The sequence below is a fragment of the Pedobacter ginsengisoli genome (assembly GCF_002736205.1).
Classification (GTDB): Bacteria; Bacteroidota; Bacteroidia; order Sphingobacteriales; family Sphingobacteriaceae; genus Pedobacter; species Pedobacter ginsengisoli_A.
Window position 1 is genome coordinate 3048815 of record NZ_CP024091.1, and the last position, 26606, is coordinate 3075420.

The 26606-nt window shown below is 37.7% G+C and carries 21 protein-coding genes; 8 read left to right on the plus strand and 13 right to left on the minus strand.

From position 1 onward, the window contains the following. Positions 1-112 precede the first annotated feature (112 nt). The 5 genes from CPT03_RS12590 to CPT03_RS23110 all read left to right on the plus strand — a co-directional run bounded on the left by CPT03_RS12590 (position 113) and on the right by CPT03_RS23110 (position 5164). Positions 113-1447 (plus strand): dihydroorotase, encoded by a 1335-nt coding sequence (locus tag CPT03_RS12590; protein ID WP_099439179.1) that lies wholly within the window; start codon positions 113-115, stop codon positions 1445-1447. Then, positions 1447-2520 (plus strand): DUF3810 domain-containing protein, encoded by a 1074-nt coding sequence (locus CPT03_RS12595; RefSeq protein ID WP_099439180.1) that lies wholly within the window; start codon positions 1447-1449, stop codon positions 2518-2520. The genes CPT03_RS12590 and CPT03_RS12595 overlap by 1 nt, the downstream gene beginning before the upstream one ends. Positions 2521-2672: 152 nt before the next feature. After that, complete coding sequence (gene hscA / locus CPT03_RS12600) at positions 2673-4532, plus strand: Fe-S protein assembly chaperone HscA (RefSeq protein ID WP_099439181.1); 1860 nt, start codon at positions 2673-2675, stop codon at positions 4530-4532. A gap of 127 nt (positions 4533-4659) precedes the next feature. Further along, positions 4660-4842 (plus strand): hypothetical protein, encoded by a 183-nt coding sequence (locus CPT03_RS23105; RefSeq protein WP_245869827.1) that lies wholly within the window; start codon positions 4660-4662, stop codon positions 4840-4842. Next, positions 4805-5164 carry a zinc dependent phospholipase C family protein gene (locus tag CPT03_RS23110; protein WP_245869828.1) on the plus strand — a complete coding sequence of 120 codons (360 nt, stop codon included), beginning with the start codon at positions 4805-4807 and terminating at the stop codon, positions 5162-5164. The genes CPT03_RS23105 and CPT03_RS23110 overlap by 38 nt, the downstream gene beginning before the upstream one ends. A gap of 262 nt (positions 5165-5426) precedes the next feature. On the opposite strand, the gene CPT03_RS12610 is transcribed toward CPT03_RS23110, so the two are convergent. The 8 genes from CPT03_RS12610 to CPT03_RS12645 all read right to left on the minus strand — a co-directional run bounded on the left by CPT03_RS12610 (position 5427) and on the right by CPT03_RS12645 (position 12647). Then, positions 5427-6083: a DedA family protein gene (locus CPT03_RS12610; protein WP_099439182.1), complete on the minus strand. Its 657-nt coding sequence runs from the start codon at positions 6081-6083 to the stop codon at positions 5427-5429. Between the two features lie 81 nt (positions 6084-6164). Further along, the gene (locus CPT03_RS12615; protein ID WP_157766429.1) at positions 6165-6848 is read right to left on the minus strand and encodes a DUF4397 domain-containing protein; all 684 of its coding nucleotides are present in this window, start codon (positions 6846-6848) and stop codon (positions 6165-6167) included. Positions 6849-6936: 88 nt separating this feature from the next. After that, positions 6937-8061, minus strand: a complete 1125-nt coding sequence (gene dnaN / locus CPT03_RS12620; protein ID WP_099439184.1) for a DNA polymerase III subunit beta — start codon at positions 8059-8061, stop codon at positions 6937-6939. A gap of 34 nt (positions 8062-8095) precedes the next feature. Next, positions 8096-9778, minus strand: a complete 1683-nt coding sequence (gldG, locus tag CPT03_RS12625; protein WP_099439185.1) for a gliding motility-associated ABC transporter substrate-binding protein GldG — start codon at positions 9776-9778, stop codon at positions 8096-8098. Continuing rightward, on the minus strand, positions 9772-10500 hold the full coding sequence (gene gldF / locus CPT03_RS12630; protein ID WP_099439186.1) for a gliding motility-associated ABC transporter permease subunit GldF: 729 nt from the start codon (positions 10498-10500) through the stop codon (positions 9772-9774). The genes gldG and gldF overlap by 7 nt, the downstream gene beginning before the upstream one ends. A gap of 4 nt (positions 10501-10504) precedes the next feature. Further along, positions 10505-11026, minus strand: a complete 522-nt coding sequence (locus tag CPT03_RS12635; protein WP_099439187.1) for an outer membrane beta-barrel protein — start codon at positions 11024-11026, stop codon at positions 10505-10507. Between the two features lie 266 nt (positions 11027-11292). Continuing rightward, positions 11293-11820 (minus strand): outer membrane beta-barrel protein, encoded by a 528-nt coding sequence (locus tag CPT03_RS12640; RefSeq protein WP_099439188.1) that lies wholly within the window; start codon positions 11818-11820, stop codon positions 11293-11295. 119 nt (positions 11821-11939) lie between these two features. Continuing rightward, on the minus strand, positions 11940-12647 hold the full coding sequence (locus tag CPT03_RS12645) for an ATP-binding cassette domain-containing protein (RefSeq protein WP_099439189.1): 708 nt from the start codon (positions 12645-12647) through the stop codon (positions 11940-11942). Positions 12648-12752: 105 nt separating this feature from the next. On the opposite strand from CPT03_RS12645, the gene CPT03_RS12650 reads away from it, so the two are divergent. Further along, positions 12753-14234 (plus strand): glycine--tRNA ligase, encoded by a 1482-nt coding sequence (locus CPT03_RS12650; protein WP_099439190.1) that lies wholly within the window; start codon positions 12753-12755, stop codon positions 14232-14234. A gap of 83 nt (positions 14235-14317) precedes the next feature. Here the strand turns inward: CPT03_RS12650 and CPT03_RS12655 are convergent, their stop codons facing one another. The 5 genes from CPT03_RS12655 to CPT03_RS12675 all read right to left on the minus strand — a co-directional run bounded on the left by CPT03_RS12655 (position 14318) and on the right by CPT03_RS12675 (position 23674). After that, on the minus strand, positions 14318-16696 hold the full coding sequence (locus CPT03_RS12655) for a PQQ-binding-like beta-propeller repeat protein (RefSeq protein WP_099439191.1): 2379 nt from the start codon (positions 16694-16696) through the stop codon (positions 14318-14320). A gap of 78 nt (positions 16697-16774) precedes the next feature. Next, positions 16775-18574, minus strand: a complete 1800-nt coding sequence (locus CPT03_RS12660) for a RagB/SusD family nutrient uptake outer membrane protein (RefSeq protein ID WP_099439192.1) — start codon at positions 18572-18574, stop codon at positions 16775-16777. 17 nt (positions 18575-18591) lie between these two features. After that, positions 18592-22029 carry a TonB-dependent receptor gene (locus CPT03_RS12665; protein ID WP_216641546.1) on the minus strand — a complete coding sequence of 1146 codons (3438 nt, stop codon included), beginning with the start codon at positions 22027-22029 and terminating at the stop codon, positions 18592-18594. 130 nt (positions 22030-22159) lie between these two features. Further along, positions 22160-23077, minus strand: a complete 918-nt coding sequence (locus CPT03_RS12670) for a FecR family protein (RefSeq protein WP_099439193.1) — start codon at positions 23075-23077, stop codon at positions 22160-22162. A 54-nt stretch (positions 23078-23131) separates the two neighbouring features. Further along, positions 23132-23674, minus strand: coding sequence for an RNA polymerase sigma-70 factor (locus CPT03_RS12675; RefSeq protein WP_099439194.1), 543 nt, complete (start codon positions 23672-23674; stop codon positions 23132-23134). A gap of 200 nt (positions 23675-23874) precedes the next feature. Here CPT03_RS12675 and CPT03_RS12680 point away from each other — a divergent pair, with 200 nt between their 5' ends. Both CPT03_RS12680 and CPT03_RS12685 read left to right on the plus strand, forming a co-directional pair. Further along, the gene (locus CPT03_RS12680; RefSeq protein WP_099439195.1) at positions 23875-24579 is read left to right on the plus strand and encodes a CAP domain-containing protein; all 705 of its coding nucleotides are present in this window, start codon (positions 23875-23877) and stop codon (positions 24577-24579) included. A gap of 98 nt (positions 24580-24677) precedes the next feature. Further along, on the plus strand, positions 24678-26606 hold the full coding sequence (locus CPT03_RS12685) for an LTA synthase family protein (RefSeq protein ID WP_099439196.1): 1929 nt from the start codon (positions 24678-24680) through the stop codon (positions 26604-26606).

A 26606-nucleotide genomic window follows, 5' to 3' on the forward strand; every position in this document is an offset into this window, starting at 1 on the left:
TGTCACCAGACTCCCTGTCAGTAATTATCCGGATAAGTTTAGAATCACGGATAGTAAAGTAAAACCTGGAAAATTACATTATGAAAAGAATATTTTTTTTAAGTTTGACACTATGAATACCATACTCATAAAAGCTGCTTCAATTGTAAATGAAGGCCAAATAGTAGTCGCTGATGTACTCATCAAGGACGGGTTTATTGAAAAAATTGCGCCAAAAATCGATGGGCCTGCAGATCAGGAAATCAATGCCGAAGGATTACACCTTTTTCCGGGGATGATTGACGATCAGGTACATTTCAGGGAGCCCGGACTTACTGATAAGGCCGACATTTTTTCTGAAAGCATGGCGGCAGTAGCAGGTGGTATTACCTCTTTTATGGAAATGCCCAACACCATTCCAAATACATTAACACAAGAATTGCTTGCGGATAAGTATCAGATTGCAGCTGAAATGTCTCTTGCCAACTACTCTTTCTTTATGGGTGCCTCAAACACCAATATTGAAGAAGTACTAAAAACAGATCCAAGAAATGTTTGTGGCATTAAGGTTTTTATGGGCTCATCAACAGGTAACATGCTGGTTGATAATGAAAAAGTTCTCGACAATATCTTCAGAGAAGCACCAATGCTTGTGGCAACCCATTGCGAAGATGAGCAAACCATAAGAGCCAATATGGCGCTGTACAAAGAAAAATATGGCGAAAACATCACCATTGATATGCATCCCCTTATCAGAAGTGCAGAGGCTTGCTATATTTCTTCTTCAATGGCAATAGATCTTGCTAAAAAGCACGGTACACGCTTGCATATTTTACACATATCAACCGGCAAAGAAGTAGCACTATTCGACAACATTACCCCTTTAAAAGATAAAAAAATCACTGCCGAGGCTTGTATTCATCACCTTTGGTTTGACGACAGAGACTATGCCACCAAAGGAAACTGGATAAAATGGAACCCAGCAGTAAAAACAGCTGAAGATAAAGATGCCATTTTAAAAGGCGTGCTCGATAACCATTTAGATATCATTGCAACAGATCACGCCCCGCACACCATAGCCGAAAAAGAACAGTCTTACTTAAAAGCTCCTTCGGGCGGGCCATTAGTGCAACATGCCCTGCCTGCTTTATTTGAAATGTATCATCAAAAAAAGATCACTCTAGAGAAAATTGCCGAAAAAACTGCGCATAATGTAGCCATCTGTTTCAATATCGACAGAAGAGGCTTTATCAGAGAAGGTTATTGGGCAGATCTGGTATTGGTAAACCTGAATGATCCGTTTAAAGTGACCCGTCAAAATGTACTTTACAAATGCGGATGGTCTCCTTTTGAAGGTCAAACCTTTCAGGCCGAAGTAACGCATACCTTTGTTTCAGGTAATCTTGCCTATCAGAAAGGACGATTTACTACCAGAGAAAACGGAAAAAGATTAGCCTTTAACAGGTAATGAATGTAGCTTATAAGCCAGAAGTACGGAAATTTACTATCCTGATATCCCTTTCTGCTATTGTGTTTTTCGGCGGCTTTTTCAGCAGGTTTATCGAAAACATTTATTCAGACGGGCTTTATCAGATAAGCTCCGTTATTCAGCGATTTATAAGCTCATTAGTTCCTTTCGCCCTTGGCGATTTTCTTTACCTCATACTTATTCTGTATGTAATCAGAAGCTTATTTCTATTTTATAAAAAAGTAGCTCACAAGTCACTTAAAAAAGCTGATTGGTTAAAAGCCCCATTGCACATAGTAAACTTTACACTTATACTTTATCTGGTCTTTAAAATCCTTTGGGGTTTAAACTATTCACGCCCCTCTGTTTCAAAACAATTGGGTATTAGTAATGAAAAATACAGCACCCCCGAACTTGTCTCGCTTGGCAGGTTTTTCATCAATAAGCTTAATCACCTCCAAAAGGTAAACAAAACAAGATATAACATCAATGAACTAGAAGCCAGGGCCAAAACAGCTTACAATAAAATGGAACTAAAAAACTCCATTTTTAAGTACCGTAGCCCTGCCGTAAAATCAGTATTAAACAGTTGGATTGTTACTAAAATCGGTATAGAAGGATACTACAATCCGCTCTCGGGCGAAGCCAATGTAAATATGAGATTGCCAGCCATCGCCCTGCCATTTGTTACCTGTCACGAAATAGCCCATCAACTGGGCATTGGTCGCGAAGACGAAGCAAACCTTATCGGCTATCTTGTAGCTGCCAACAGTAACGACCCTAATTTTCAGTATTCAGCACATTATGCAATGTTAAAAAGTATACTTTTTGAAATCCGAATCAAATCTCAGGAAGACTACGATGCACTGTATGCAACTATCAATGCCGGTACCATACAAGACTTTAAAAACGACAGAGATTTTTGGCGTAAGTATAACAGCGAGATGTTTGGATATATGGATGTTGCTTTCGACAGGTTTTTAAAACTAAACAATCAGAATAAAGGAACAGACAGCTATCAGGACATAGTACTTTGGCTTTATAATATCCATAAAAAAGAGCTCAAGCCTTAAAAAATCAGCTATTCAGTTAAAATAGTTCTTTATAGCTTAATCCTGTTACTTTATTTTAAACCTCCCAAAGAACAGGTTAGTTCCACATCATCTGAAAAACATTACAACCTTAAAACAATAAAAACCGTAAACATTCCTAAATTTGCCAAACTATGGCAAAAATATCCATCAACCTGGCAACAGGCTCCTTCCAGCAGGAAGAAATCATCGTCGGTATCGACTTAGGAACAACAAATAGTCTTGTAGCCTTTATCGATCCTGATAAAAACCCTAAGGTAATAAATGATACAGGTAAAGGTTTATTAGTTCCTTCTGTTGTACATTTCAATACGCAAGGCGATGCTGTGGTTGGAAACGAAGCCAAAGAATTTTTAATTACAGACCCTTCAAACACCATCTTCTCTGTTAAACGCCTGCTTGGCAGGTCGTACAAAGATGTAGCCAGTCATCAGGACACCTTCTCTTATAAAATAATTGACGATGAAAATGATGCTCTGGTAAAAATTAAAGCAGGCAATAAATTCTATACACCAATTGAATTGTCAGCCGAAATATTAAAAGAGCTTAAAGCAAGAGCAGAACATGCACTTAAAACCCCTGTAAACAGAGCTGTAATAACCGTTCCTGCTTATTTCAATGATAGCCAGCGACAAGCAACCCGCGATGCAGGTAAACTTGCTGGCCTGGATGTTTTAAGGATAGTAAACGAACCTACAGCGGCTAGTTTAGCCTATGGATTAGGCCTCGATCCTACTCAACAAAAAACCATAGCTGTTTATGACCTGGGTGGAGGTACTTTTGATGTATCTGTACTTTCAATTCAAAACGGAATATTCGAAGTACTATCAACCAATGGCAATACCTTTTTAGGTGGCGATGATTTTGACCGTGCCATTGTTCATTATTGGATAGAAAAGAACAAATTAAACAAAGAAGACCTTGCTGCAGATTCTGGCCTAATGCAAGCCTTAAGATTAAAAGCCGAAGAGGCCAAAAAAGCATTAACCACACAAAATCTGTTTAATGAAAAGTTAGGCGAAATCTGGTGCTCTATAGATAAACAAACCTTTGAACAACTTATTGCCCCTAAAGTTGCAGAAACCATAAACTCATGCAAACAAGCCTTAAGTGATGCAAAACTAACCATTGAAAACATTGATGAGGTAGTTTTAGTAGGAGGCTCTACACGCACCCCATATGTTAAAAAACAAGTAGCCGAGTTCTTTGGCCGTACACCCCACGATCAGATTAACCCTGATGAGGTAGTTGCCTTAGGAGCTGCAATACAAGCTGATATCCTTGCCGGAAACCGGTCCGACATCCTTTTATTGGATGTTACCCCTCTATCCCTTGGAATAGAAACTATGGGCGGCTTAATGGACGTAATTATCCCAAGAAACGCAAAGGTCCCAACAAAAGCGGGCCGACAATACACTACCTCGGTTGATGGTCAGGTAAACATGAAAATCTCTGTATTCCAGGGAGAACGTGACCTTGTTCAGGAAAACAGAAAATTAGCTGAGTTTGACCTAAAGGGAATCCCTTCAATGCCGGCCGGCTTACCTAAAGTAGATATTAATTTCCTTTTAAATGCCGATGGTATTTTAACCGTACAAGCTATCGAATTACGCTCTGGAGTAAAACAGCAAATAGACATAACCCCAAGCTATGGCCTTACAGATGAAACTGTAGAAAAGATGCTGATCGACAGCATTACCCATGCAAAAAGCGATGTAGAGCAAAGGATGCTAATTGAAGCAAGAAGTGAAGGTGAGCAATTGGTTTACACTGCTGAACGTTTTATTGAAAAACACGGCACCTTCCTTACTGCAGACGAAATTAAAAATACAAACATCCATATCCAGGCTCTTAAAGAAGCGCTGGCTAAAGCAGAGAAAGATGAAATTCTTAAAAAAGCAGACGAGTTAAATGAATATACACGTCCATTTGCTGAACGTGTTATGGATGTAGCTGTTTCATCTGCTATGAAAGGGAAAAGCATCGATAAATAACCACCCTAAGGGTTTCTTTATATAGTTTTACGGGAATGAAATGTACTTTTATTTCCGTAACGCGCTTATTGCAATAGTTATCCTTTTTAGCTCCTGGGGCTTTTTCGCCCATATAAAGATTAACCGCATGGCAGTTTTCACTCTTCCGGCAGGCATCAATAGATTCTATAAAGCAAACATAAAATATATTTCCGACCATGCTGTTGACCCAGACAAGCGCCGCTATGCTGATACTACAGAAGCACCTCGGCACTACCTTGATGTTGAATTGTATGAGCCACATAGACAGTATCCCGCGCAAATGGGATGATGCTGTTCAAAAATACGGTCGCGATCGACTCGCAAAGAACAGCATCCTTCCATGGCAAATTCAAAGAAGCTATTATAAACTTGTAAATGCTTTTAAAGCCAAAGATTCTCTAAAAATTCTAATCTATTCTGCATACCTGGGGCACTATATTGCCGACGCACATGTACCATTACATACCACCCAAAATCATAACGGGCAGCTTACCAATCAGGTAGGTATTCATGCATTTTGGGAAAGCAGGCTCCCCGAACTATTTTTGCAAGATTATAACTATCTGGTAGGCCAGGCGAGATACATTGAAAATCCGCTTACAGAGATCTGAAAAACCATAACACACGCCCATAGTCTTGTAGATTCGGTATTACTACTCGAAGCCGATTTGAATAAAACATTTCCCTCATATAGAAAATATAGCTTTTCAGAAAGAAATAACCAGGTACTTAAACAGTACTCCGTTGAATATGCCAACGCCTATCATACTTCCATGAATAACATGGTACAGCGACAAATGAAATCAGCTATATTAACCATCGGATCCTTCTGGTACTCAGCATGGATCGATGCAGGACAGCCCTCCTTCTAGCTTATCTTTTCGCTTCCTTTTTCTTGAATTTAGCCTTTAAAGCTGCAAATATTGCAGGGAAAAAAGTAACAACCGCAATCACTACAATTACGATATCAAAGTTCTTTTTAACCACAGGAATTTGCCCCAGTAAATATCCGGCCATAAGTAAGCTAACTATCCAGGCAACACCACCAATTACATTAAAGAACGTAAACCTACCGAAAGGCATTTTTGCCACACCTGCAACAAATGGTGCTATTGTTCTGAAAATAGGCAAAAAACGACTAAAAATAATGGCCTTACCACCATGCTTCTCAAAAAACATGTGCGATTGATTGTAATACTCGAGTTTTAATATTCTGTTGTTTTCTTTAAACACCCGAACACCAAAATAGCTGCCTAATTTATAATTTAATGAATTACCCAATATAGCTGCCACAATTAATAGAATAAGCATAACCCATATGCTTAAACCAGTATTTCCTCCGGCAATTAAGGTTCCCATTGCAAACAACAAAGAGTCGCCAGGCAAAAAGGGAGTAACTACAAAACCTGTCTCGGCAAAAATGATTAAAAAAAGAATGGCATAAGTCCAGTTCTGATAATCTCTGATGATCTCCTCCAAATGCTTATCAATATGAAGAAGAAAGTCTACTAAAAAAGTGAAAAATTCCAAGTTTTATAAATTAAGCCCAAAATTAAAAATATCATGGCAATAACCATGATATTTTTAACCTTAGAAATGTCATTTATTTAATTACTGCGCTACAACGTGTCCCGTCAGCTCTGTTGCTGTTACTCCATCAATCCAGATGGTGTAATTTTTATTTGCTTGTAAATTAGGATCCAGTTCAGCCGAAGCCGGAGAATCCACTATATCAGCAACAAACTTAAATTTGCTTCCAGGATCAACATCTATATATGATGATGCACTTTTAAAAGGTATTTTCTCTATAATTTTGGTCGTTCCAGATAAAACAGAGATTGTATTGTTTAACAGATAATTTAGGTTAATGAACCTAACTTTAGCCTTACCTGCAACCAACGATGGCTTCATATCATCATTTATGATAGTAGCCATATGCAACTCTTCCTGGGTATTTGTATTTTTATCCTGAGTGTAATAGAATACAGTAGCATTAATTCCTATTGGCACACCAACTGGCTGGGTAGCTGCATTTGCAACATCCGAGCCTACATTACCAAATGCAAACTGCGCATCACCCGAAGTAACCGTAATATAACCGCTAGAAGCCCCATAAGGGATTGCAGCATTATTTTTCTTACTTCCATTTAAATAAAACTCTTGCGGGGTCGACCCTTTTACTGCATTTACAGCATTAATATATGCGTCTCCAACAGGTGCCGGTTTAGGCTCTTTAAAACAAGAACTTAAAACAGTAACAACAAGAGCCAGGCATAAAAAGAATAACTTTTTCATAGTAATATGATTAAACTTAAAATAATTCTCAGTAAACAGCAATGACTTGGTCAAAAACCAAGCCATCTCAAATATTTTCTAACAAATATTAATTGTAATTATTTAACATTACCGGCATAACCAGCATTAAAACATCTTCGTTCTCATCATTGGTTTGAGGAATTAACAAACCTGCACGATTTGGTGTAGAAAGCTCCAATGTAACTTCCTCGCCACTCAAATTACTTAACATTTCAATTAAGAAACGTGCGTTAAATCCAATCTCCAAATCCTCACCTTCATATTGGCAGCTTAAACGCTCATGAGCTTCATTAGCAAAATCTAAATCCTCTGATGAAATGTTTAATTCACTTCCATTAATTTTTAGCCTTACCTGGTGAGTAGTTTTATTAGCAAAAATAACTACCCTGCGCAATGTATTCAAGAACAAAGCCCTGTCAATTACCAATTTATTAGGATTATTAGCAGGAATTACCGCTTCGTAATCCGGATAACGCTCATCAATTAAACGACAAACCAGGTTTATATTTTCAAATTTAAAGAAAGCACTTGTTGCGTTATAATCAACAGAAACATTAACATCTGTTGATGGCAATGCAGCTTTCAATAAAGTTAAAGCCTTTTTAGGAAGTATAAAAGACGATGACTTATCACCCTTGCTATCCATACGTCTGTATCTCACCAATTTATGGGCATCGGTAGCTACAAAAGTAATGTGTTCTTCAGACAGCTGACAGAAAACACCTGTCATTGCCGGCCTCAACTCGTCATTACTTACCGCAAAAATAGTCTTGGTAATAGCTTCCGTTAATACCGAGGCCGGTAAGTTTACAGACGAAGCATTTTCAACAACCGGTATTTTCGGAAAATCATCTCCGTTTTCGCCGCTCAATTTATATTTACCATCACCTGCACTAATCTCAATAGAGAATGATGCATCATCAATATTAAAAGAAATAGGTTGATCTGGTAAAGTTTTTAAGGTATCTAACAATATTCTTGCAGGTACCGCTACTTTTCCGCCTTCTTTAGATTCAACAGCCAACGAAGTGGTCATGCTGGTTTGTAAATCAGTTGCAGATATCGTTAAATTTCCGTCTTTAATTTCAAATAAGAAATTTTCCAGTATAGGCAAAACAGTACTGCTGCTCGATGCACCATTTACAGTTTGCAAATGTTTTAATAACGTTGATGTTGATACAATAAATCTCATAGTATGATCTTGTCAGTTCTCAAAAATATAAAAATTACCTTGCATACTTACGCTTACGGTAATAATGTTGAAAAATTGCGAGCGATATTAACAATAGTAAAGGAAAAACAACATTAATAAGCTGCCATTGCAACTTTTCGGTACGCAAACGCACCTTATCCAACAACCTGATCTTAACTTCTTTATTGCGTAAAGAGATTAAATTATTATCATTAGATAAAAAGTCGGCAATATTTAATAACAATGCCTTATTTCCATAGTTTCTTTGCGTATATCTGTCAAAACCAAGCGGAAAAACAGAGCCATCCCTAGCACTTATCTGATTTTTAAAGATATCTCCGTCTCCAATCACAATCATTTTGGCGGGCTTACTTTCGGCAGGCAAGTTATATTGCTCAGTAATTCCGGCTGGCACGGGTCTGTTTAAAAACACAGATGGAAATTTACCTTCTAACAATACCCCTACTGTGCGCTGAAAACTGGCATATTCACGCGGATCAGGCTGTTCAGCAACCATCTGCAACGAGAGCATTTTTGGCGTATTATGCACTTTATTATAAGCTGAACTTTGCAAAATCACCTTTTTACTAACTCCTTTTACCCCTATAGTATCCACCGTACTTACAAATTCGCTTCTTATGCCATCAATATTTTTTACCAGATTGTGTGCCGTATCGGGCATCAGTAACGGATAAAACACCCATGGCGCCATTTGAATCTGCCCTTGCTGCCCACCCATACTTAAAGGGATTTCGGCACAATTGGCATCAGCCACAAGATCATAGTTAACCCGTGCACCATACATAAACAACATATCATCAAGGTTCAGCTTTCTGTTAAAAGCAAGCTGTTCCCCGGCTCCTCTTAAACTATCCAAACTGGCACCAACCTGATCTATGCTCCAAACTACACCTCCACCATTCATTACAAAATAGTTGATTTTATACTTTTCGGCTTCTGTAAACTCCTTTTCTGGCTTGGCAATTATCAGTAATTTTAGTTTATCTAAACCGGCTTTATCAATCTGATTAAGATCTACCCTGCCCACATCATAACTTTCCGATAAGCTTTTTATGGCATCATTCAACAGCAGATCAGACAATTCACCGTTTCCTTCCGTAAACCCAATTCTTGGGTGCTGCCCACTTAATATTTTCTGTATGGCCGATGTAAACACATACTCTAAATTCTGGATAGAATTATTGATGTTTTCTTCATAATTACCCGACGCATCCAGATTTTGCAACAACTTTAAAGCCATCTGATTGTCATTCCCTTCAACCATTGCCATCGGAAATATCGTTTTCTGAGCAAAGCCATTATCGTTCTTAATGTTCAGCGTAGTAGGCTCAATTCCTGCCTGGTATAACTGATTGATAACTGTATCCTGTTCAATGGCAGACAAACCGGCAATTGGGTCCACAAATTTAACATTGATCTCTATACCCGCATAAGCTTTATAATCGGCCAACAGGTCCTTAGTTGCATTTTTCAGGCGTTTAAATGCCGCTGGCAACTCACCATCTAAAAACACAGTAATTGTTATTGGTTTATTCGCTTCTTTTAAAATCGTTTTAGATTTGGGTGTTAGCGTAAAGCGTTTCTCTTTGGTAAAATCAAACCGCGTATAAACATACTGGGCAGCAACATTAAGCAATACCAATCCTGCCACAAAAAGCAGTAAACCAACTACTTTACTATTCTTAAGCTTTACCATTTCCGGCCTCCAATCACTAATCTGGTAAGCCCCAAAAAGAACAATACAAAACTTATAAAATAAACAAGATCTCGGGTATCCAATACCCCCCGGCTTATAGATTGATAATGTTCATTTACACTTATGGCTAGAAAAACACTTTCCAGATATCGCATTGCAAAAATTTTGCTCAGCGCATCAAAACCACTATAGGTCACAAAGCAAATAAACACAGCTACGGCAAAAGCAATAACCTGATTTTTAGTAATGGAAGAAGCAAATATACCGATGCCAACAAATGAGCTCCCGAGCAACAATAAGCCTAAATATGATCCAATTACAGCGCCTGTATCAATATTACCAACTGGCATGCCCAGCTTATAAACAGAATAATAATAAACTAGTGTAGGTATTAGTGCCAGCAGCACCAAAACCAAACAGGCACAATACTTTGCCATAATGATTTGCCAATCTGTTAATGGCCTTGATGCCAGTAAAATATAAGTACCTTCTCGTCTTTCTTCGGCAAATGAGCGCATAGTAACCGCAGGAATCAAAAACATAAAAAGGAAGGGCGCTAAACTAAAAAAACCTGTTAATTCAACATAGCCATACTCCAATATAGAGGTATCCGGAAAAACCCAAAGCAACAATCCCGAAGCCAACAAAAACACACCAATGGTAATATATGCCATTAATGAATTTAGTAAACTGAATAATTCCCTTTTAAAAACTGCGTACATGTTTTTAAAAATTGTATCCGGCCCTTAAGCCAACAAATGATAATGTACCTGTGTTTTTTGTCCAGCTTTCGTATCTGGCTCCTATATCTAAAGAGCCAGTATTTGAAACAGGGATTTCGAAACCTAAACCTGGTGTATAAATAAAAGAAGCACCACTATCATTAGCAGTAGCAATTGACGAACCTAGTTCGGCTGTTCCGTAAATATTTTTAGTAATAAAATACCTTGCACCAACCTTAATTGGAATAAAGCTTTGCCTGTATTTAAGTGTACCAATAGTTTCTTTGCCATTAAACCTGATGTACCCTACATTACCTGTAATATTTAATGATTCTGATATTGGATGCTGATAAAGTATTGAACCCCCTGTTCCGTAATTTGCAAAATCGCCAAAATTGCCCGTAGGCAGACCTACATCAAATCCAATCCCTAGCCTGGGTTCTGCAATCTGAGAACCTGATTGTGCTTTAACAATTGCAAACTGGAAAAGTCCTGCTATAAGAATTAAGAAAAATATTTTTTTCATTAGTTAAATTTCAATGAACTGCAATATTATAAAATATAGCTAGCATAACAAAAGAGTTAATACGGTAATACTTGACAATACAAGTTCTTCACATAATTCACACATTTCACACACCTCCTTCACAAAAAGGTACCTGTTTGTGTATTTGGTGTGAAGGAGGTGTGAACTATGTGTGAAGAAGTCCTATCTAGTTATCCAATAAAAAAGCTGCTTAACCAGATTAAGCAGCTCTAAGAATTCGTATAAACGAATGTTTTGTTTTTGAATTATAACCCGAAGTTATAAGCTAATCTAAGTCCGATGAAAGAATTAGTTCCTCCCTTATATGACCAACCTTCATAACGTCCTCCTAATTCTATAGCGCCGCCATCAGAAACCGGGAACTCAATACCAATACCTGGAGAGTAAGCAAACCCAGTTTTCCCACCTGATTCAGTAGAGAAAGCAGCACCAAGCTCACCACCAATATAAAAGTTTTCGGCTACAAAATATCTTGCACCTGCTTTAACTGGGATAAAACCAGAATTTATTTTTCCTACAATAGGTAAATCTTTAGATTGAAAATTAATAAAACCGGCACTACCAGTTAAATTTAAATTGGAAGCTACGGGGTGCTGATACAATAGGGAACCACCGTATCCTAATTTATAAGCATCACCAAAATCACCCATAGGGAATGCGAATTCAGCTCCAATACCTAACTTTGGACCTGTCATAGCAACATCTTTTTGCGCTTTAACGCTTGAGAATGCAAAAAGACCTGCAATTGCTGTTAGTAAAAATACTTTTTTCATTTCTGTTTAATTTAAATTGTGTAATTGTATCCTTTGACACAAAAACTTGGCCAATAGTTACAAACAATAAAACCCTACAGTAAATAATTATAAACAGAAGCACATTTGACCTGATCTGCCTAGAATGTCAATTTTCTAAAAATATCTTCGAGAGATGAAGACTGGTGTTGTTTTTTAAGTTCAGTTATTTCGGCATTTGCTACAATTCTCCCTTTATTAAGGATAATCACCTCCTCGCAAACTGCCTCTACCTCCTGCATAATATGTGTTGAAAGGATAACCGTTTTGTCTTTTCCTAATTTCTTTATCAGCTCACGGATATCTGTGAGCTGGTTAGGATCTAAACCCGAGGTAGGTTCATCAAGTACCAAAACCTGTGGGTTGTGGATTATAGCCTGAGCTAACCCTACCCTTTGTTTATAGCCTTTTGAAAGCATATGTATCTTTTTATGCTGCTCAGCCCCTAAACCAACTGCTTCTATAGTGTCTTTAACCTTGTGTTCAGGGTTTTGCAGCTTATAGGTATTGGCAACAAACAATAAAAACTCTTTTACATACATGTCAGTATACAAAGGTGTGTTTTCGGGCAGGTAACCAATGATACGCCTAACATCTAAACTTTGGGTTTGAGTATCAAAGCCGCACAACTGGGCCGAGCCTGAGGTTGGTTTAAGGTAACCGGTTAGCATGCGCATGGTGGTAGATTTGCCGGCACCGTTTGGTCCCAGGAACCCCAATATGCTACCGGGTTTAACTTCAAAACTAACTTCATCGACAGCCTTTTGCTTATCGTAATGCTTTGACAAATACTGTACTTTAATGCTCAAATTATTTAATTTTTACGTTTGTTCGTGTGATGATTTTCAAAAGTAGAAAAAACACCACTGCATTCATGAAAACCATTAAAATATTTTATCTAAGTTTGCATCATTATGGCAAAAAATACTAACGACGAGCAATTTAAAAATGTAATATCACACGCTAAGGAATATGGTTTTGTATTCCAAAGCAGCGAAATATATGATGGACTAAGTGCTGTATATGATTACGGGCAGTTAGGCGCAGAATTAAAAAACAACATCAAAACTTATTGGTGGAAAGCCATGGTACAAATGCATGAAAATATTGTAGGCATTGATTCTGCAATATTTATGCATCCAAAAATATGGAAAGCAAGTGGTCACGTTGATGGATTTAACGATCCGATGATCGATAACAAAGATTCGAAAAAACGTTACCGTGCTGATCAGTTATTAGAAGACAAAATTGCACGTTACGAAAAAGACGGCAAAACAGATAAAGCTGCAAAGCTGCAAATTGATATGGATGAGGCTTTAAAAGCCGAAAATCTGCAGGAATTAAAGGCATTAATTGAAGAGCATGGCATTGTATGCCCGGTAAGCGGCACCAAAAACTGGACAGAGGTCCGCCAGTTTAACCTGATGTTTAGTACACAGTTTGGTGCTATGGCCGATGGTGCTGAGGAAATTTACTTACGCCCTGAAACTGCACAAGGTATTTTTGTAAACTTCCTTAATGTTCAAAAAACAGGAAGAATGAAAATTCCTTTTGGTATTGCACAAATAGGTAAAGCCTTTAGAAATGAAGTAATTGCCCGTCAGTTTATTATGCGCATGCGCGAGTTTGAACAAATGGAAATGCAATTCTTTGTTCGCCCGGGCGAAGACGAAAAATGGTTTGCTTACTGGAAAGAGGCACGTTTAAAATGGCATTTAGCTTTGGGTACTTCTGCTGAGAAATACAGATACCATGACCATGTTAAACTTGCTCATTATGCAAACGCTGCTACTGATATTGAATTTGAATTCCCTTTTGGGTTTAAAGAGGTAGAGGGTATCCATAGCCGTACAGATTTTGATCTTTCTCAGCATCAGGAATACTCTGGCAAGAAAATGCAATATTTCGATAATGATCTTAATGAAGAAGGAAAACCATATGGCAACTATGTACCTTATGTAATTGAAACTTCTATCGGTTTAGATCGTATGTTCTTGTTAACCATGATCAATGCTTTTGAAGAGGAGGATTTGAGCGAAGGTGAAAAACAAGACAGCAGAACTTTATTACGCTTGCATCCATGCCTTGCTCCTGTTAAGGTTGCCATATTCCCGCTTACCAAAAAAGATGGTTTACCGGAAAAAGCCAGAGAAATTATGAACAGCTTGAAACTGGATTTCAACTGTGTATATGAAGAAAAAGATGCTATCGGTAAACGTTACCGCAGGCAAGATGCTATTGGTACTCCTTTCTGCTTAACAATTGACCACCAAACGTTGGAAGATGATACGGTAACTATCCGCCATCGTGACACTATGGAGCAGCAACGTATTGATATTAAAGATCTTCAATCGTTAATTGAAAGCAAAACAAGCTGGAAAAACTTGTTGAGATAGTATTTATAAATAATTTTAAAAGGCTGCATCATGATATTTTGCAGCCTTTTATATGCTATTTTATTTCTACGCGTTGCGATTTTCTAAATATTTGAAATTGCAAATACATTACCAGCAAAATCTCCTACGTAAACTGTATTGTCAACCACAGATAAATCTGCAAATACCGGAGCTCCCAGATTAATTTTTCTTATGATATTTCCAGAATTTTCATCTAAAACATAAAGGAAACCATCAGACGCTCCGAACAAGAGTTTATTTTTATATCTGATAACCGAACATTCAACAGTAGCTGACTCAGGGCCAGCATATGGAGCTGAATAAACAAGGGCATTATCGGTAGTTCTATTCCATGCTTGTTTTAATGTATTTATATCGTATGCAACAACACCATGTTTAGCTGTTGGCATGACAATGTATTTATCGGTTACCAAAGGAGTTGCCATTACTTTAAATTCATAATCGGCATCAATTTTCTGTAGTGTTTTCCCGGTTTTAGGATCTATCACAAAAATGGAGTTCAGTCCGGTAATGTATAACTTATCATTTATATACTTACCTGTACTGCTTCTAAAACGCAAGCCTTCATCGCTTCTTTTCCAAAGCAATTTACCGGTCTTTTTATCGTGTCCGAACAGGCTTTGCCAGTTACTTCCGGTAATTATTACATCGCCGGCAATTGTCATCTTTTCTGGAGTACCTTCTCCGCCGCGCCATTCTTTATTTACCCAGATAGTTTTACCAGTTTTCACGTCAAGTGCCTGAAAATAGCCTTCGGCACCGGTATAATAAATACCGTTCTCGGCTACTCCGGCAGAGATGTAGCCCGGCAAACTTTTCATGCCCAGATTTTTCTTCCAAAACAGTTGGCCAGATGAGGCTTTTAATGCATAAGTAAAACCTTCCATATCTGTACATAAAATTAAGCCCCCATCGTAAGCCATTTCATGCTTTATGGAATTATGGGTTTTATAACGCCACAAAATCTTTCCACTCTGCGGATCAAGCGCCGTAATTCCGCAGTTAATGTTGTTGCCATCATCTATAGTTGCGGCAAATAATCGTCCTTGTGCAAACAGAGGCGCAGTTTTCCAAATATTTCCTTTTATGTTACTTACCCATTTTAACGCGGTTTTTGCAACATCAGCAGCAATTGTAAAGGCTTGCTTCTGTATGTGATGCTCACCATCGGCAAAGGTAACTTCAGTTTGAATAGTTAAAGATTTTCCTTTTTCGAGCTTAGCCACCGGTATTTCTCCTCCCCAATTCCAATCGGTATTTGCAGTTAAGGTTGTTTCAGCAACCTTATTCCCTTTAGTGTTATAAATTATGCTCTTAACACTTTTTACTGTGGTTTCACTATCGTAAACATTGGCATTTATAATTAGTGCACCATTTTTCACTTTTACCATATCAGTTCCCGATGGTGTATTTACAACCAGGTGCTTATGTAAATAAGTGTAATGTGGTTTTACTTCCTTTACACCATTTTTATCAATTTCTATAGATAAAAATTGTCCGGCCGAATTATCTATACCACCTTTATCAGGTGGTGCAGTTGATATGTAATGAATACCGGTGTTTTCGCTTTTCCTTACAAAATTATTATGCCAATGGCCATAAACCCATGCTTTTAAATTGTTATCATTTAAATTGATAGAATCATTTTTACCTTTTAAAATGAATTGATCGTTATAAGTAAGGAGATCGTGATTAAAGATAATTACAGGTTTGTTTTTATCAACAGCAGCAAGATCATTTCTCATCCAGCTGATCACTTCATCAACCGTGTAAGATGGCTGAAAATCGCCAGACCTCATTGGGGTTATAATAAAATGTGCAGGTCCTGCATCAAAGGAATAATATACGGGGCCAAACAGATTTTCGAACAGCTCCTCGCCATATGCTCCTTTAACAAGATCATGGTTACCAATACAATAAAATATTTGCTTACCCATGGTTTCGGACGTGATTTGATTTGCATGAAAATTCAGGCCTTTTTCATAACAGATATCACCGGTATGCACAATAAAGCTAATGCCTTGCTTTTTGGCATAGTCCTTTACATTCACAATCCAGTCGTTATACTTATCCGTTTCGGTATCGGTAATCTGAAGCATTTTTACCGATGCCCCCGCACTTGTAGGATCTTCTATAATACCGAAATTATAGGCTTTAATTGTTGCTTCCGCTTTGATGTAATGCTTATCAGTAAGCTTGTATCCTGAAGGAAGGGTGATGAATATAAATCTTGTTTTTGAATTTCCCGGCAAGCTATAGTTACCATCCTTATCTGTACGGGTTACGTTTTGCCCGTCAGATACGGCAACACCTGGCATGCCCTGTTCAGTTGACTCGGCAAGTTTGTTTTTATTCTTATCCAGAAAAACTTTACCCCTAAACTGGGCATTTGCTGCTCCTATAAAGGATAAGTAAAAAAATAAAAGAGTTAATAATCTCATGTTTTCGTTTTGTGTGTAAATTTAAAAAGCAGCAGGCGGTTAAACCTGCTGCCGGAGAGAGCTATGATTTTAATATCATTACCAGCCGAATACTTGTTTTAAGGCCGGGTTAACTACTGTTTCACTTATAGGGATTGGTCTGTAATAGTATTTTGGTTCCATAAATACCCTTGGCTGATCTCTATCGCGTGTAAACGCGACAAAGCCCGAAGTGCCATTTGTAAGATAAAAGTTCTGATCCTTGCCGTCTTTATCTTTCAGATAATATTTAGACAAGCCCTTTCTAACATCTTCAGGAAGGTTTGCTATTAAAGATTCATCGTTGGGAGAGGGAAGGATAGCAATATCAACAATGCCATCGCCAGTTACATCCATTGCACCAAGTGCAGGAACATACATACCTTGCTGGCTGTCCTGTAAAACCTTACCTACTTTCCAGCGCATAATATCATCATATCTCAATCCTTCGCATGCCATCTCTACCCTTCTTTCTCTACGAATCTCCAGCAGCACTGCTTTATTAGAGGCTGTTGCATTGGGATAAGTAGCAGCCAACACAGGATCTAATGCCACACCTATGCTCATTGCAGGCATTTGCACTCTGGCTCTAAGCTTATTAACTGTTTGGTCCAGATCAGCCTGGGTAATTGTTCCGGATTCTGCTTTTGCTTCGGCATTAATTAACAACACCTCAGCATACCTGAATATAGGAAGGTCGGTATAGTTCATTACCCAACCTTGCATTAATTCGGCAGAACGAGGATAAAACTTAATTTGGTTATAACCTCCAAGAGTTGGCTTTATTCTGTAAGGTGCTGATGCATTATTTGGGCCTCTGAATGCCGGGTTAATAATAGTTTCCATCATACGCGGATCACGACCTGCAAATACTTCTGTATAGAGCTTTGTATTATAGCCCGGGGTTGAAGTAAACGGTGTACCGTCGGTTTTCAGATAAGTATCGGCCAGATTTTTACTAAGCGACCAGGTATAATCTAATACGGTATGGGTGTTGTTACCAACTCCCAGTTCCTTTCCGTAATCAGCCCACATGATCATTTCTTTATTTCCGGCTAAATTCCCGCTTGAAAATAAAGCACGATAGTCTTCGCCAGATTTTCCGGTATTGTAAATTACAAAACCCCCATCTTTTATAATCTGGGCTGTAGCAGAAATGGCTACATCAAGGAAGCGTTGATAATCGTTGGTCAAGGCTATTTCATCATGGTATTTTCTAAAAGTACCTTCGTGAAGTGCAAAGCGGGCTAACAATGTAAGCGCTGCCCATTTTGTAACGCGTGTATTGGTTCCATCTGCTTTGATATTGGTCGCAGCATAAGTAAGGTCGTTTAAAACCGAATCGGCAACCATTGCTCTTGGATCCTGACCTTTGTACAAATCTCCATCTTCGGAGGTTAGTACTTTATTGTACCAGGGCACATTATGATACTTTTTAATCTTGTTAAAATAATAAAGGCCTCTAAAAAAGCGGGCTATACCAACATAATGTTTAATTAGCGTTGCATCGCCTTTTACCTGACCAATATGATCAAGCATATAGTTAATACGACGCAGATTACCCCAGTCGTTTTTGTCCCATCCACCAGCATTGGCAGACGACAACCCACCTCTAACCAATACATCAACTTCGCCACTGGCGTTATAGTTGGCTATATTGTCAGAGTTAATATCGTCGTAAGAAGGCGATAATTGTGCGTAAAACCCATTACTATAAGTTTCAAGATCAGCTGCAGATTGAAAGAAAACGGGATCAGTAATTTGCGTTTGAGGGTTTCTTTGCAAAAACTCTTTTTTACAAGCAGTCATTGCAACAGTTATAATTCCTAGTATAAGGATATAATTTATTTTTAGTTTCATGATACTTCCTACTTGAGTTAAAAATTAAAGTTTAAACCAAAAGAAAAGGTTTTCTGGAATGGATATACTGTTCCATCCAGTCCTTCAGGGTCCAGATTCGCTTTGATATGCGAAACACCAAACACGTTTTCTGCACTAAAATAAAAGCGTACTTTATCAACCTTCATTTTGTTGGTAAGCGATTTCGGCAAGGTGTAACCTACAGTAAGATTCTTTAAGCGCAGATATGATGCATCCTGAAGATATTTTGTTTGAGGGTTACCAAGTTCAGTTGCATCTTCTGCGATGTAAGCTTTAACTCTTGGAAAATAAGCTTCTGGTGTTTCTGGTGTCCAATGGTCAAGGTTATGAACCTGAACATTTGTCCATGGTTGTGCATATACTCCCCAGAAATAATGGTTACCAGCATTAGGGTACCAATCTCTTTTACCTACACCTTGAAAAAACAGACGTACATCAAAGCCTTTCCAGCCTGCATTAAGATCTGCTCCATAATAATAACGAGCTCTGTTATTGCCTATAATTTTCTGATCACCATGATCGGCTAAGGTATTTTTACCTTTGTCTACTTTACCATCGCCATTAATATCTCTGAACTTTAAGTCGCCAACGTCAAATTTATAACCAGTATCATCAGCTCCAACAGCAGTCTGGTCAGCATGACTTGCAAGCTCTTCTTTATTTTGGAAGAAACCTTCAGTTTCAAGACCCCAGATTTCGCCTATTTCCTGACCAACATAGTAGTCAGACAATAGTCCGTTAGGATTATCGTACTTGGTAATATATGATCTGCTATCTGCAACACTTAATTTCAGTCCGTAATAAAACTGACTATTGTCAACTGCAAAGCTATCATTCCATCCAATTCTGAATTCCCAACCTTTAGTTTTTAAATTGGCTGCATTTATACTTGGCTCTTTTACCCCAAACGGGCCAGGAAGTGTTTTACCTTTAGTAAGCATTCCTTTTGTATACCTTGTATAAGCATCAAAATTTAGCTCTAAACGGTTTTTAAAGAAGCCTAAGTCTCCTCCAAAATTGATGGTAGATACCTTTTCCCATGTTAAGCTAGGTGCTACTGCCCCTGGAGGGTTTACCCCCACAGGTCTTTTTCCATCCAGAATCTGACCGATCTGTCCAGAGCCCATTCCAGGAATATAAGAGTAAGCACTTACATCCTGATTACCCAAAGCACCATAAGAGGCACGTAGTTTAAACAATTCAAGGCCTATACTTTCGCTTATTGGCTTAAAGAAGTTTTCTCTGTTAACTACCCATGCAGCAGAAGCAGAGGGGAAGAAACCCCATCTGTCGTTTGTAGGGAAGCGCGATGTACCATCATAACGGCCATTTAGTTCAAGAATATACTTATCGTCATAGATATAGTTTAATCTGTAAAACCAACCTCTTACTGCCCAGTCGGTAATTGACTCACCTCCCGTCAAATCGCCAGTTGCCAGTGCTATTGAAGGTAATGTATTACTTATAAGCCCTTTACGATTTACCCAGTTGGTATTTTCATATCTATATTCCTGATTGAAACCAGCTAATACCTGCAAATAATGCTTATCAGCAAACGTTTTATGGAAATCAGTATAAACATTATAAATGTTATGTCTTACTGATCCATTATCATTCTGAGCCCAAGTAGGGTTAGCTCCAGTATACCCTATTGCTGAATTTGGCCCATTTTTATATGGAACAGGGATATCATAAGATCTTCCCTCTGAATTTATTTTTCTGAATGTTGCATCAGCCTTTACGTCCCATATCCCGTTAATAATACCTGCGGTTGCATTGAAAGTAGTTTGGAAATTATTAATTCTTGATAAATTTCGGCCACCACTTTGAAGTCTGCCAAGAGTTGATGCTCCTGTAGAAGTCCAGCTTCCATCAGGATTTTTTGGCACATCTAAAGAGCTTTGTCTATTAATGTTGTGAAAAAGATCCCATCCATATAATACTGAGGCATCATAGGTATTAGACATAAATGAGGTATTGTTCCCAACATTCAACCATTTTCTAATCTGGTAATCCGCTTTCGCTCTAAGGTTATATCGATCCATGATATCGTTGCCGTAGCGCAACATCCCATCATTTCTAAAATAATCTGCAGACAAGTAATAGCTCAATTTGTCATCGCGCTTGGCTATACTCATATTTGCATTGTAAGTAGGGGCATTTTTGTTATAAACCTCATCAAGCCAATTTGTTGAACCATAATACATCCATGAGTTAGGATCATTTGGCGAGACAATTACTGAAGGCAAGGAAGGATCTTCAGATCTTTTCTTTGCATATTCCCTAATATTATCAGGATATAAGTTATACAACGGATAGGCTGCATCGTGCTTATACTCCATAACTAAAAGCGGATCGGTAACAACCTCTGGTACTTTACCTAACGTTCTAACTGCATAATAAGCATTGGCCGCTACTTTAAGTTCATTACTTTTAGCACGTTTAGTAGTGATCAGGATTACTCCAAATGCACCTCTGGCGCCATAAATAGCAGCTGATGCCGCGTCCTTTAGTGCCGAAACACTTTCAATATCATTAGGGTTTAATGCCAATAACTCGTTAGCAGTAAAAGGTACGTTATCAACAAGAATATAAGGAGAGCCTCCATTAATTGATGTAAATCCTCTGATATTAAAGGAAGGAGCAGAATTTATTTGTCCGCTTGTTATGTTTACGTTTAAGTTTGGAATTAAACCCTGTAAACCTGCACCTATACTTGAAAGCGGTCTGTTCTCTAACTCTTTACTCGTTATACCATCTACCGCACCACTTAAATTTATTTTTTTCTGAGTGCCATATCCCACAACAACAACTTCGTTCAGGATCTTTTGATCATCCTTTAAAACAATATTTATTTGTGCTTGCGTACCGGTTACAACTTCCTGGGTAGTTAAACCCATGTAAGAAAACACTAAAATGTCTGCAGATGAAGCTACGTTAATTTCGAAAGCTCCATTAACATCAGTAGTCACAGAAGTGGTTGTTCCTTTAATTTGTACAGTTACCCCTGGCAACGGCATACCCTTTTCATCTGTAACTTTTCCTTTTATTAATTGCTTTTCACCCGATAACTCATTTCTTTTCCTGAAGATCACAATATTCTGATCTATCTCTCTGTAGGAAAAGGGAGTTTGATCTAACAGACGCATCAAAACCTCGGTTACTGGTTCATTTGATATATCCATTACAATTCCTTTAACCTTTCTTAATTCATTGTTGTTATAAGAAAAGTCTAACTTGCTTGTTTTGCTGATCTTTTCAATTGCTTTCTCTAATGATTCGCCTTTAAGGTTTAGGGTTACCTTAACATCTTTAAGATTTTGGCTAAAAACTGTCTCTGCTAAAAGAGTACCGGCAGAAGTAAGTAAAGAAGCAAACACTATTAATCCTACCTTCATTATCTTAAGAATTAGTGTAGTAATGTTTTTTTTCATATTTTTAATCGTTTTATAGTTAAAATGAAACACAAAACAGCCATACGGAAGATTTTTCGACGAACTACCCGCATGCTGTACATTCAGATCAGTATCTGCTCCAACAGGTACTGATCATTTTTTTTCTCGTTTAATTACACCCTTTTCCTGTTATCAGTACCTCCTTTTCTTTTATTTGACATGTAACATTCTGAATCATTGAAATCACTTTTAAAGTCTCGTCAAGCGTTTGTTTCGCATTTAGGTTAAATGTATTCTGACAATCTTTAAATAATTCTTTATCGTAATCTATTTTAACCCCGTATGCATTTTCGATGGCAAGAACTGCCTCTTCAAAATAAACTGCATTTAGGATAAGCTTACCATTATTCCATTGTGTTTTCTCGATAGCTTTGGTATTCAGTTTTTTTGGTTTACGTGTACTCTTGTTGTACACTACCTCTTCATTTGGGGTAAGTACACTTATCTGTTTTTCATTATCACTTACTGCTACCTTACCGGTTACAACAGATACTGAAGCCGTTGAAAGGCTTTTGTATGATTTTACGACAAAGGATGTTCCAAGCACAAATGTTTTAAGCGAGGCGGCCTCTACTATGAAAGGTACCTTATCGTTATGCACCACATTAAAAAAACCCTCTCCATCTTCGAGATAAACGATCCTTTTTGCTCCAAACTTTTTTGGATATTTTAGCGTACTCGCAGCATTAAGCCAAACTGTTGAACCGTCGGGAAGGGTAACCAATCGGGTCTCCCCTTTTGACACCTTGATAGTCACAAAATCATCGGCTTTAATATAAGAGTTATTATAAAAAAGGACACCTACAGAAAGTAATACGAAACTTATAGCGGCAGCCATCGCCATTCGCAATTTCCTGTTTGTGCCTAGTTTATTTGCAGACTGCATGTTGTAAGCATGCTTGCTTGCAGTAATACGCTCAAGCATTTCCTGACGTACCTGCTCTTTGTCATCCTGATCCCTGAAAAATTCCTCAGGATCAGAAATGCCAAACTCTTTATAGATATCTTTTTTATTCTTAGCGTCCATTATAAATACATAACGAACAAGAATTAAAGAGGTACTATGTGAAAATAAAATATTTTAGTTTGCCTGGTATTTAGACCTCAATCTTTTTAACGCACTGGTAATTTGATTCTTTACGGTTTGAGATGAAATGGATAATTTACCGGCTATTTCATTAACTGAAAGCTGTTCTTCTCTACTCATTAAAAATACTTTTCGCATTCCAACAGGCATATCCTGAATTTCTAGCTGGAGTTGCTGAGCCATATCTTTAGAAATGAGTTGTTCAAACACATCATTATCGGCAAAAGGATGTGTCTTTACTACTTCGTCGTCATGCTTTATACGAAGTGTTTGTCGGCGATTAAGATCAGTAAGTTTATTTTTAAGGATTATGTAAATGTATCCGATAAAGGTGGTGGTAATACAAATAGAATGACGTTTAATCCAGATGAGCATAAACAGATCATGCACCACATCTTTAGCCTCCTCTTTATTGTTTAATTTTTTACATGCCACGGCATATACCACATCCCAATAGCGTGCATAAATTTCGTTAAATGCGTCGTCGCTATCTTCTTTTAGTAAATCCAATAAAGCTAAATCAGTCAGGCCCTTCAAAAGATGTTGGTTTTTAAAATCGTTTGGTCACCACAATGTATTAAAAATTTCAACAAAAGTAAAACTCTAAAAAAGTGTAGAGGCTAATATTACGTTAACTTTTTATTAACTCATAGAAACTATTTAATTTTTTATATTACTATTTGGATGTCAGATTTTGCCTCCGAAAACATGGCCTGGCTTTTGTACGTGCAGAAAATATGAAACTGTTATCTATATCAATCCTATTTCTGTTTTCTATTTTTAACACTACTTTTACTCCCACCTCTCAGGTCAAAAATACATATGATAATTACTCTTGGTCTAAAGAGGAATTAAAAATGGCCAATACTGCCGGTAACTCCAGCTACCTTACCGGACAAGAAAAGGATTTGGTTATTTATATGAACCTGGCACGTATGGACGGCGAGAAATTTTTTAACACTTATTTTCAGGATTTTGTTGATGCTTATAACAAAAAGGTTATTAAATATAGTAACTATGATGATCTTAAAATAACCAGAAACAGCAAATATTACCGCAGCCTGGAACAGCAGCTTAAGGATGTGAAAGATTTGCCGATGCTTTGGCCTGATGAGGCTTTAAGTATAGTTGCCCGGCAGCACGCGAGAGATATGAACCGCAATAATTTTACAGGACATAACTCTAGTGATGGCAGATCTGTTAAAGACAGAATATCGGGGATATACCCTAAAAGATCTAATGGCGAAAACCTTGCTTTTGGATTTTCTACAGGTTTTGAAAATATTTGTATGTTATTGCTTGATAAGGGCGTACCTGACCTTGGCCACAGAAAAATGATTTTAAATAACTCTTATGGCTTAAACTATGTTGGCGTAAGCATCCAGCCCCACAAAAAATACGGCCATTGTGCTGTAATTGATTTTGTTGCTCTCCCCAGGTAATCAGATCTTAGTAATATTCCAAAAATAATATACCATTAATTTATTATTAACAAATCGTTTTCAAAATACTTAAATTTACGGCCTCTAATTTAAGACAGTTGAAAATTAAGCACACAAAAACGGTAAACCTTTACCTGGCCCTGGCGTATAGGTTCTTTATTGTATTGGTTTTATATACGCTTTGCAGACTAGGCTTTTATGCCTTTAACCATAGCCTTTTTCATGGCATTACACTCCCTAAGTATCTTGTTATTTTATATGGGGGTGTAAAATTTGATGTTTCTGCTCTTTTGTACATTAACCTCATATTTATATTACTGCATGTTATACCCTTCCCTTTCAGGTACAAGGAAGGATATCAAAGATTTTGCAAATGGCTTTTCATTATCTCCAATAGCATAGGTATACTGGCAAACTTTGCCGATTTTGCCTATTTTAAATATACTTTAAAACGTACTACTGCAACTGTTTACGATCAGTTTAAAAACGAGCAAAACAAGCTAAAACTTTTTGGTGATTTTTTGGTAGACTACTGGTACCTGCTGATCTTGTTTGCTGGTTTTATATGGTTGTTTGTTAAGCTATATGATCTTGTTAAGCTTAATAAGCCTCCACATTTTACGTGGCCTGTATATGTTTTTCATACTGCTCTTATGTTTGCTATAGCATTAGTCTGCCTTACCGGAATAAGAGGCGGCTGGGGCTTTGGTACAAGACCAATTACATTAAGTAATGCTGGTGAATTTGTAGATACGCCCGATCAGATGAACCTGGTTTTAAATACGCCTTTTTGTATATTCAGAACGCTTAGGGCTTCAAAATTACAACCCGTTCATTTTTATGATGAGCTAACATTGAATTCTATTTACAATCCAATTCATATGCCTGCCGATACAGGTAAATTTAAGCCCCTTAATGTGGTTTTCCTGATCATTGAAAGTTTAGGAAAGGAACATGTGGGAAGCCTAAATACTGATCTGGATGGAGGAAAATACAAAGGCTATACTCCTTTTCTTGATTCTTTAATTTCACAGAGCTACACTTTTACACATACTTATGCCAACGGACGGAAATCTATAGATGCCTTGCCTTCTGTTATTACAGGCATTCCCAGTATAAGAGAGCCCTTTATCCTTTCTATATATTCCGGCAATAAAACAACAAGTATTGCTAAGTTACTGGGCGACAAAGGTTATGAAACTGCATTTTTTCATGGCGCACCTAACGGGTCAATGGGTTTTTCATCCTATACCCATCTTGCTGGTATTAAGCATTATTTTGGCCAGAATGAGTATAAACGCACCGGTGATACTGATGGTACCTGGGGAATTTGGGACGATCCTTTTATGCAGTACATGGCCCAAACGATGAATACTTTTAAGCAACCATTCTTTTCAAGTTTCTTTTCATTATCATCACATCACCCCTTCAGGTTACCTGATGAGTACAAAGGTAAATTCCCTAAAGGTCCGCTGCCTGTGCAGGAGATTTTTGGTTATACCGATATGGCATTACGCAACTTTTTTAAAACAGCCTCGGCTATGCCCTGGTATAAAAACACCCTTTTTGTGCTTTGCGCAGATCATGCAACGCTATCCTACTACCCTGAATACCAAACCATACCAGGGTATTTTTCGATTCCTATTGTGCTATATTATCCCGGCGGAAACTTAAAAGGAAAGGCCGACAAAATTGTACAGCAGATAGATATTATGCCTACGGTATTAAACTATTTACATTACGACAAGCCTTATTTTGCACTGGGTTTTGATGCTTTTAAAGAAGGGAATGATAACTTTGCTGTAAACAATAATGATGGTACTTTTAGTTTTTATCAGGGCGATTATCTGTTGATTAATGATGGGAAAGAAAATAACGCTTTATATAATTTAAAAGCAGATCGTTTAACAAAAAACAACATTCTGGAAAAAGAACCGTTAATTGCAGAGAAAATGGAGAAGTCTCTGAAAGCATTTATTCAGCAATACAACAACAGGATGATTGAAAATAAACTAACAGCAAATTAA

Excerpts from the sequence above, each read along its gene's own strand:
- CPT03_RS12590 (WP_099439179.1), top strand. The coding sequence starts at position 113 with ATGAATACCATACTCATAAAAGCTGCTTCAATTGTAAATGAAGGCCAA.
- CPT03_RS12595 (WP_099439180.1), top strand. The coding sequence starts at position 1,447 with ATGAATGTAGCTTATAAGCCAGAAGTACGGAAATTTACTATCCTGATA.
- hscA (WP_099439181.1), top strand. The coding sequence starts at position 2,673 with ATGGCAAAAATATCCATCAACCTGGCAACAGGCTCCTTCCAGCAGGAA.
- CPT03_RS23105 (WP_245869827.1), top strand. The coding sequence starts at position 4,660 with ATGGCAGTTTTCACTCTTCCGGCAGGCATCAATAGATTCTATAAAGCA.
- CPT03_RS23110 (WP_245869828.1), top strand. The coding sequence starts at position 4,805 with ATGAGCCACATAGACAGTATCCCGCGCAAATGGGATGATGCTGTTCAA.
- CPT03_RS12615 (WP_157766429.1), bottom strand. The coding sequence starts at position 6,848 with ATGAAAAAGTTATTCTTTTTATGCCTGGCTCTTGTTGTTACTGTTTTA.
- dnaN (WP_099439184.1), bottom strand. The coding sequence starts at position 8,061 with ATGAGATTTATTGTATCAACATCAACGTTATTAAAACATTTGCAAACT.
- gldG (WP_099439185.1), bottom strand. The coding sequence starts at position 9,778 with ATGGTAAAGCTTAAGAATAGTAAAGTAGTTGGTTTACTGCTTTTTGTG.
- gldF (WP_099439186.1), bottom strand. The coding sequence starts at position 10,500 with ATGTACGCAGTTTTTAAAAGGGAATTATTCAGTTTACTAAATTCATTA.
- CPT03_RS12635 (WP_099439187.1), bottom strand. The coding sequence starts at position 11,026 with ATGAAAAAAATATTTTTCTTAATTCTTATAGCAGGACTTTTCCAGTTT.
- CPT03_RS12640 (WP_099439188.1), bottom strand. The coding sequence starts at position 11,820 with ATGAAAAAAGTATTTTTACTAACAGCAATTGCAGGTCTTTTTGCATTC.
- CPT03_RS12650 (WP_099439190.1), top strand. The coding sequence starts at position 12,753 with ATGGCAAAAAATACTAACGACGAGCAATTTAAAAATGTAATATCACAC.
- CPT03_RS12655 (WP_099439191.1), bottom strand. The coding sequence starts at position 16,696 with ATGAGATTATTAACTCTTTTATTTTTTTACTTATCCTTTATAGGAGCA.
- CPT03_RS12660 (WP_099439192.1), bottom strand. The coding sequence starts at position 18,574 with ATGAAACTAAAAATAAATTATATCCTTATACTAGGAATTATAACTGTT.
- CPT03_RS12665 (WP_216641546.1), bottom strand. The coding sequence starts at position 22,029 with ATGAAAAAAAACATTACTACACTAATTCTTAAGATAATGAAGGTAGGA.
- CPT03_RS12670 (WP_099439193.1), bottom strand. The coding sequence starts at position 23,077 with ATGGACGCTAAGAATAAAAAAGATATCTATAAAGAGTTTGGCATTTCT.
- CPT03_RS12680 (WP_099439195.1), top strand. The coding sequence starts at position 23,875 with ATGAAACTGTTATCTATATCAATCCTATTTCTGTTTTCTATTTTTAAC.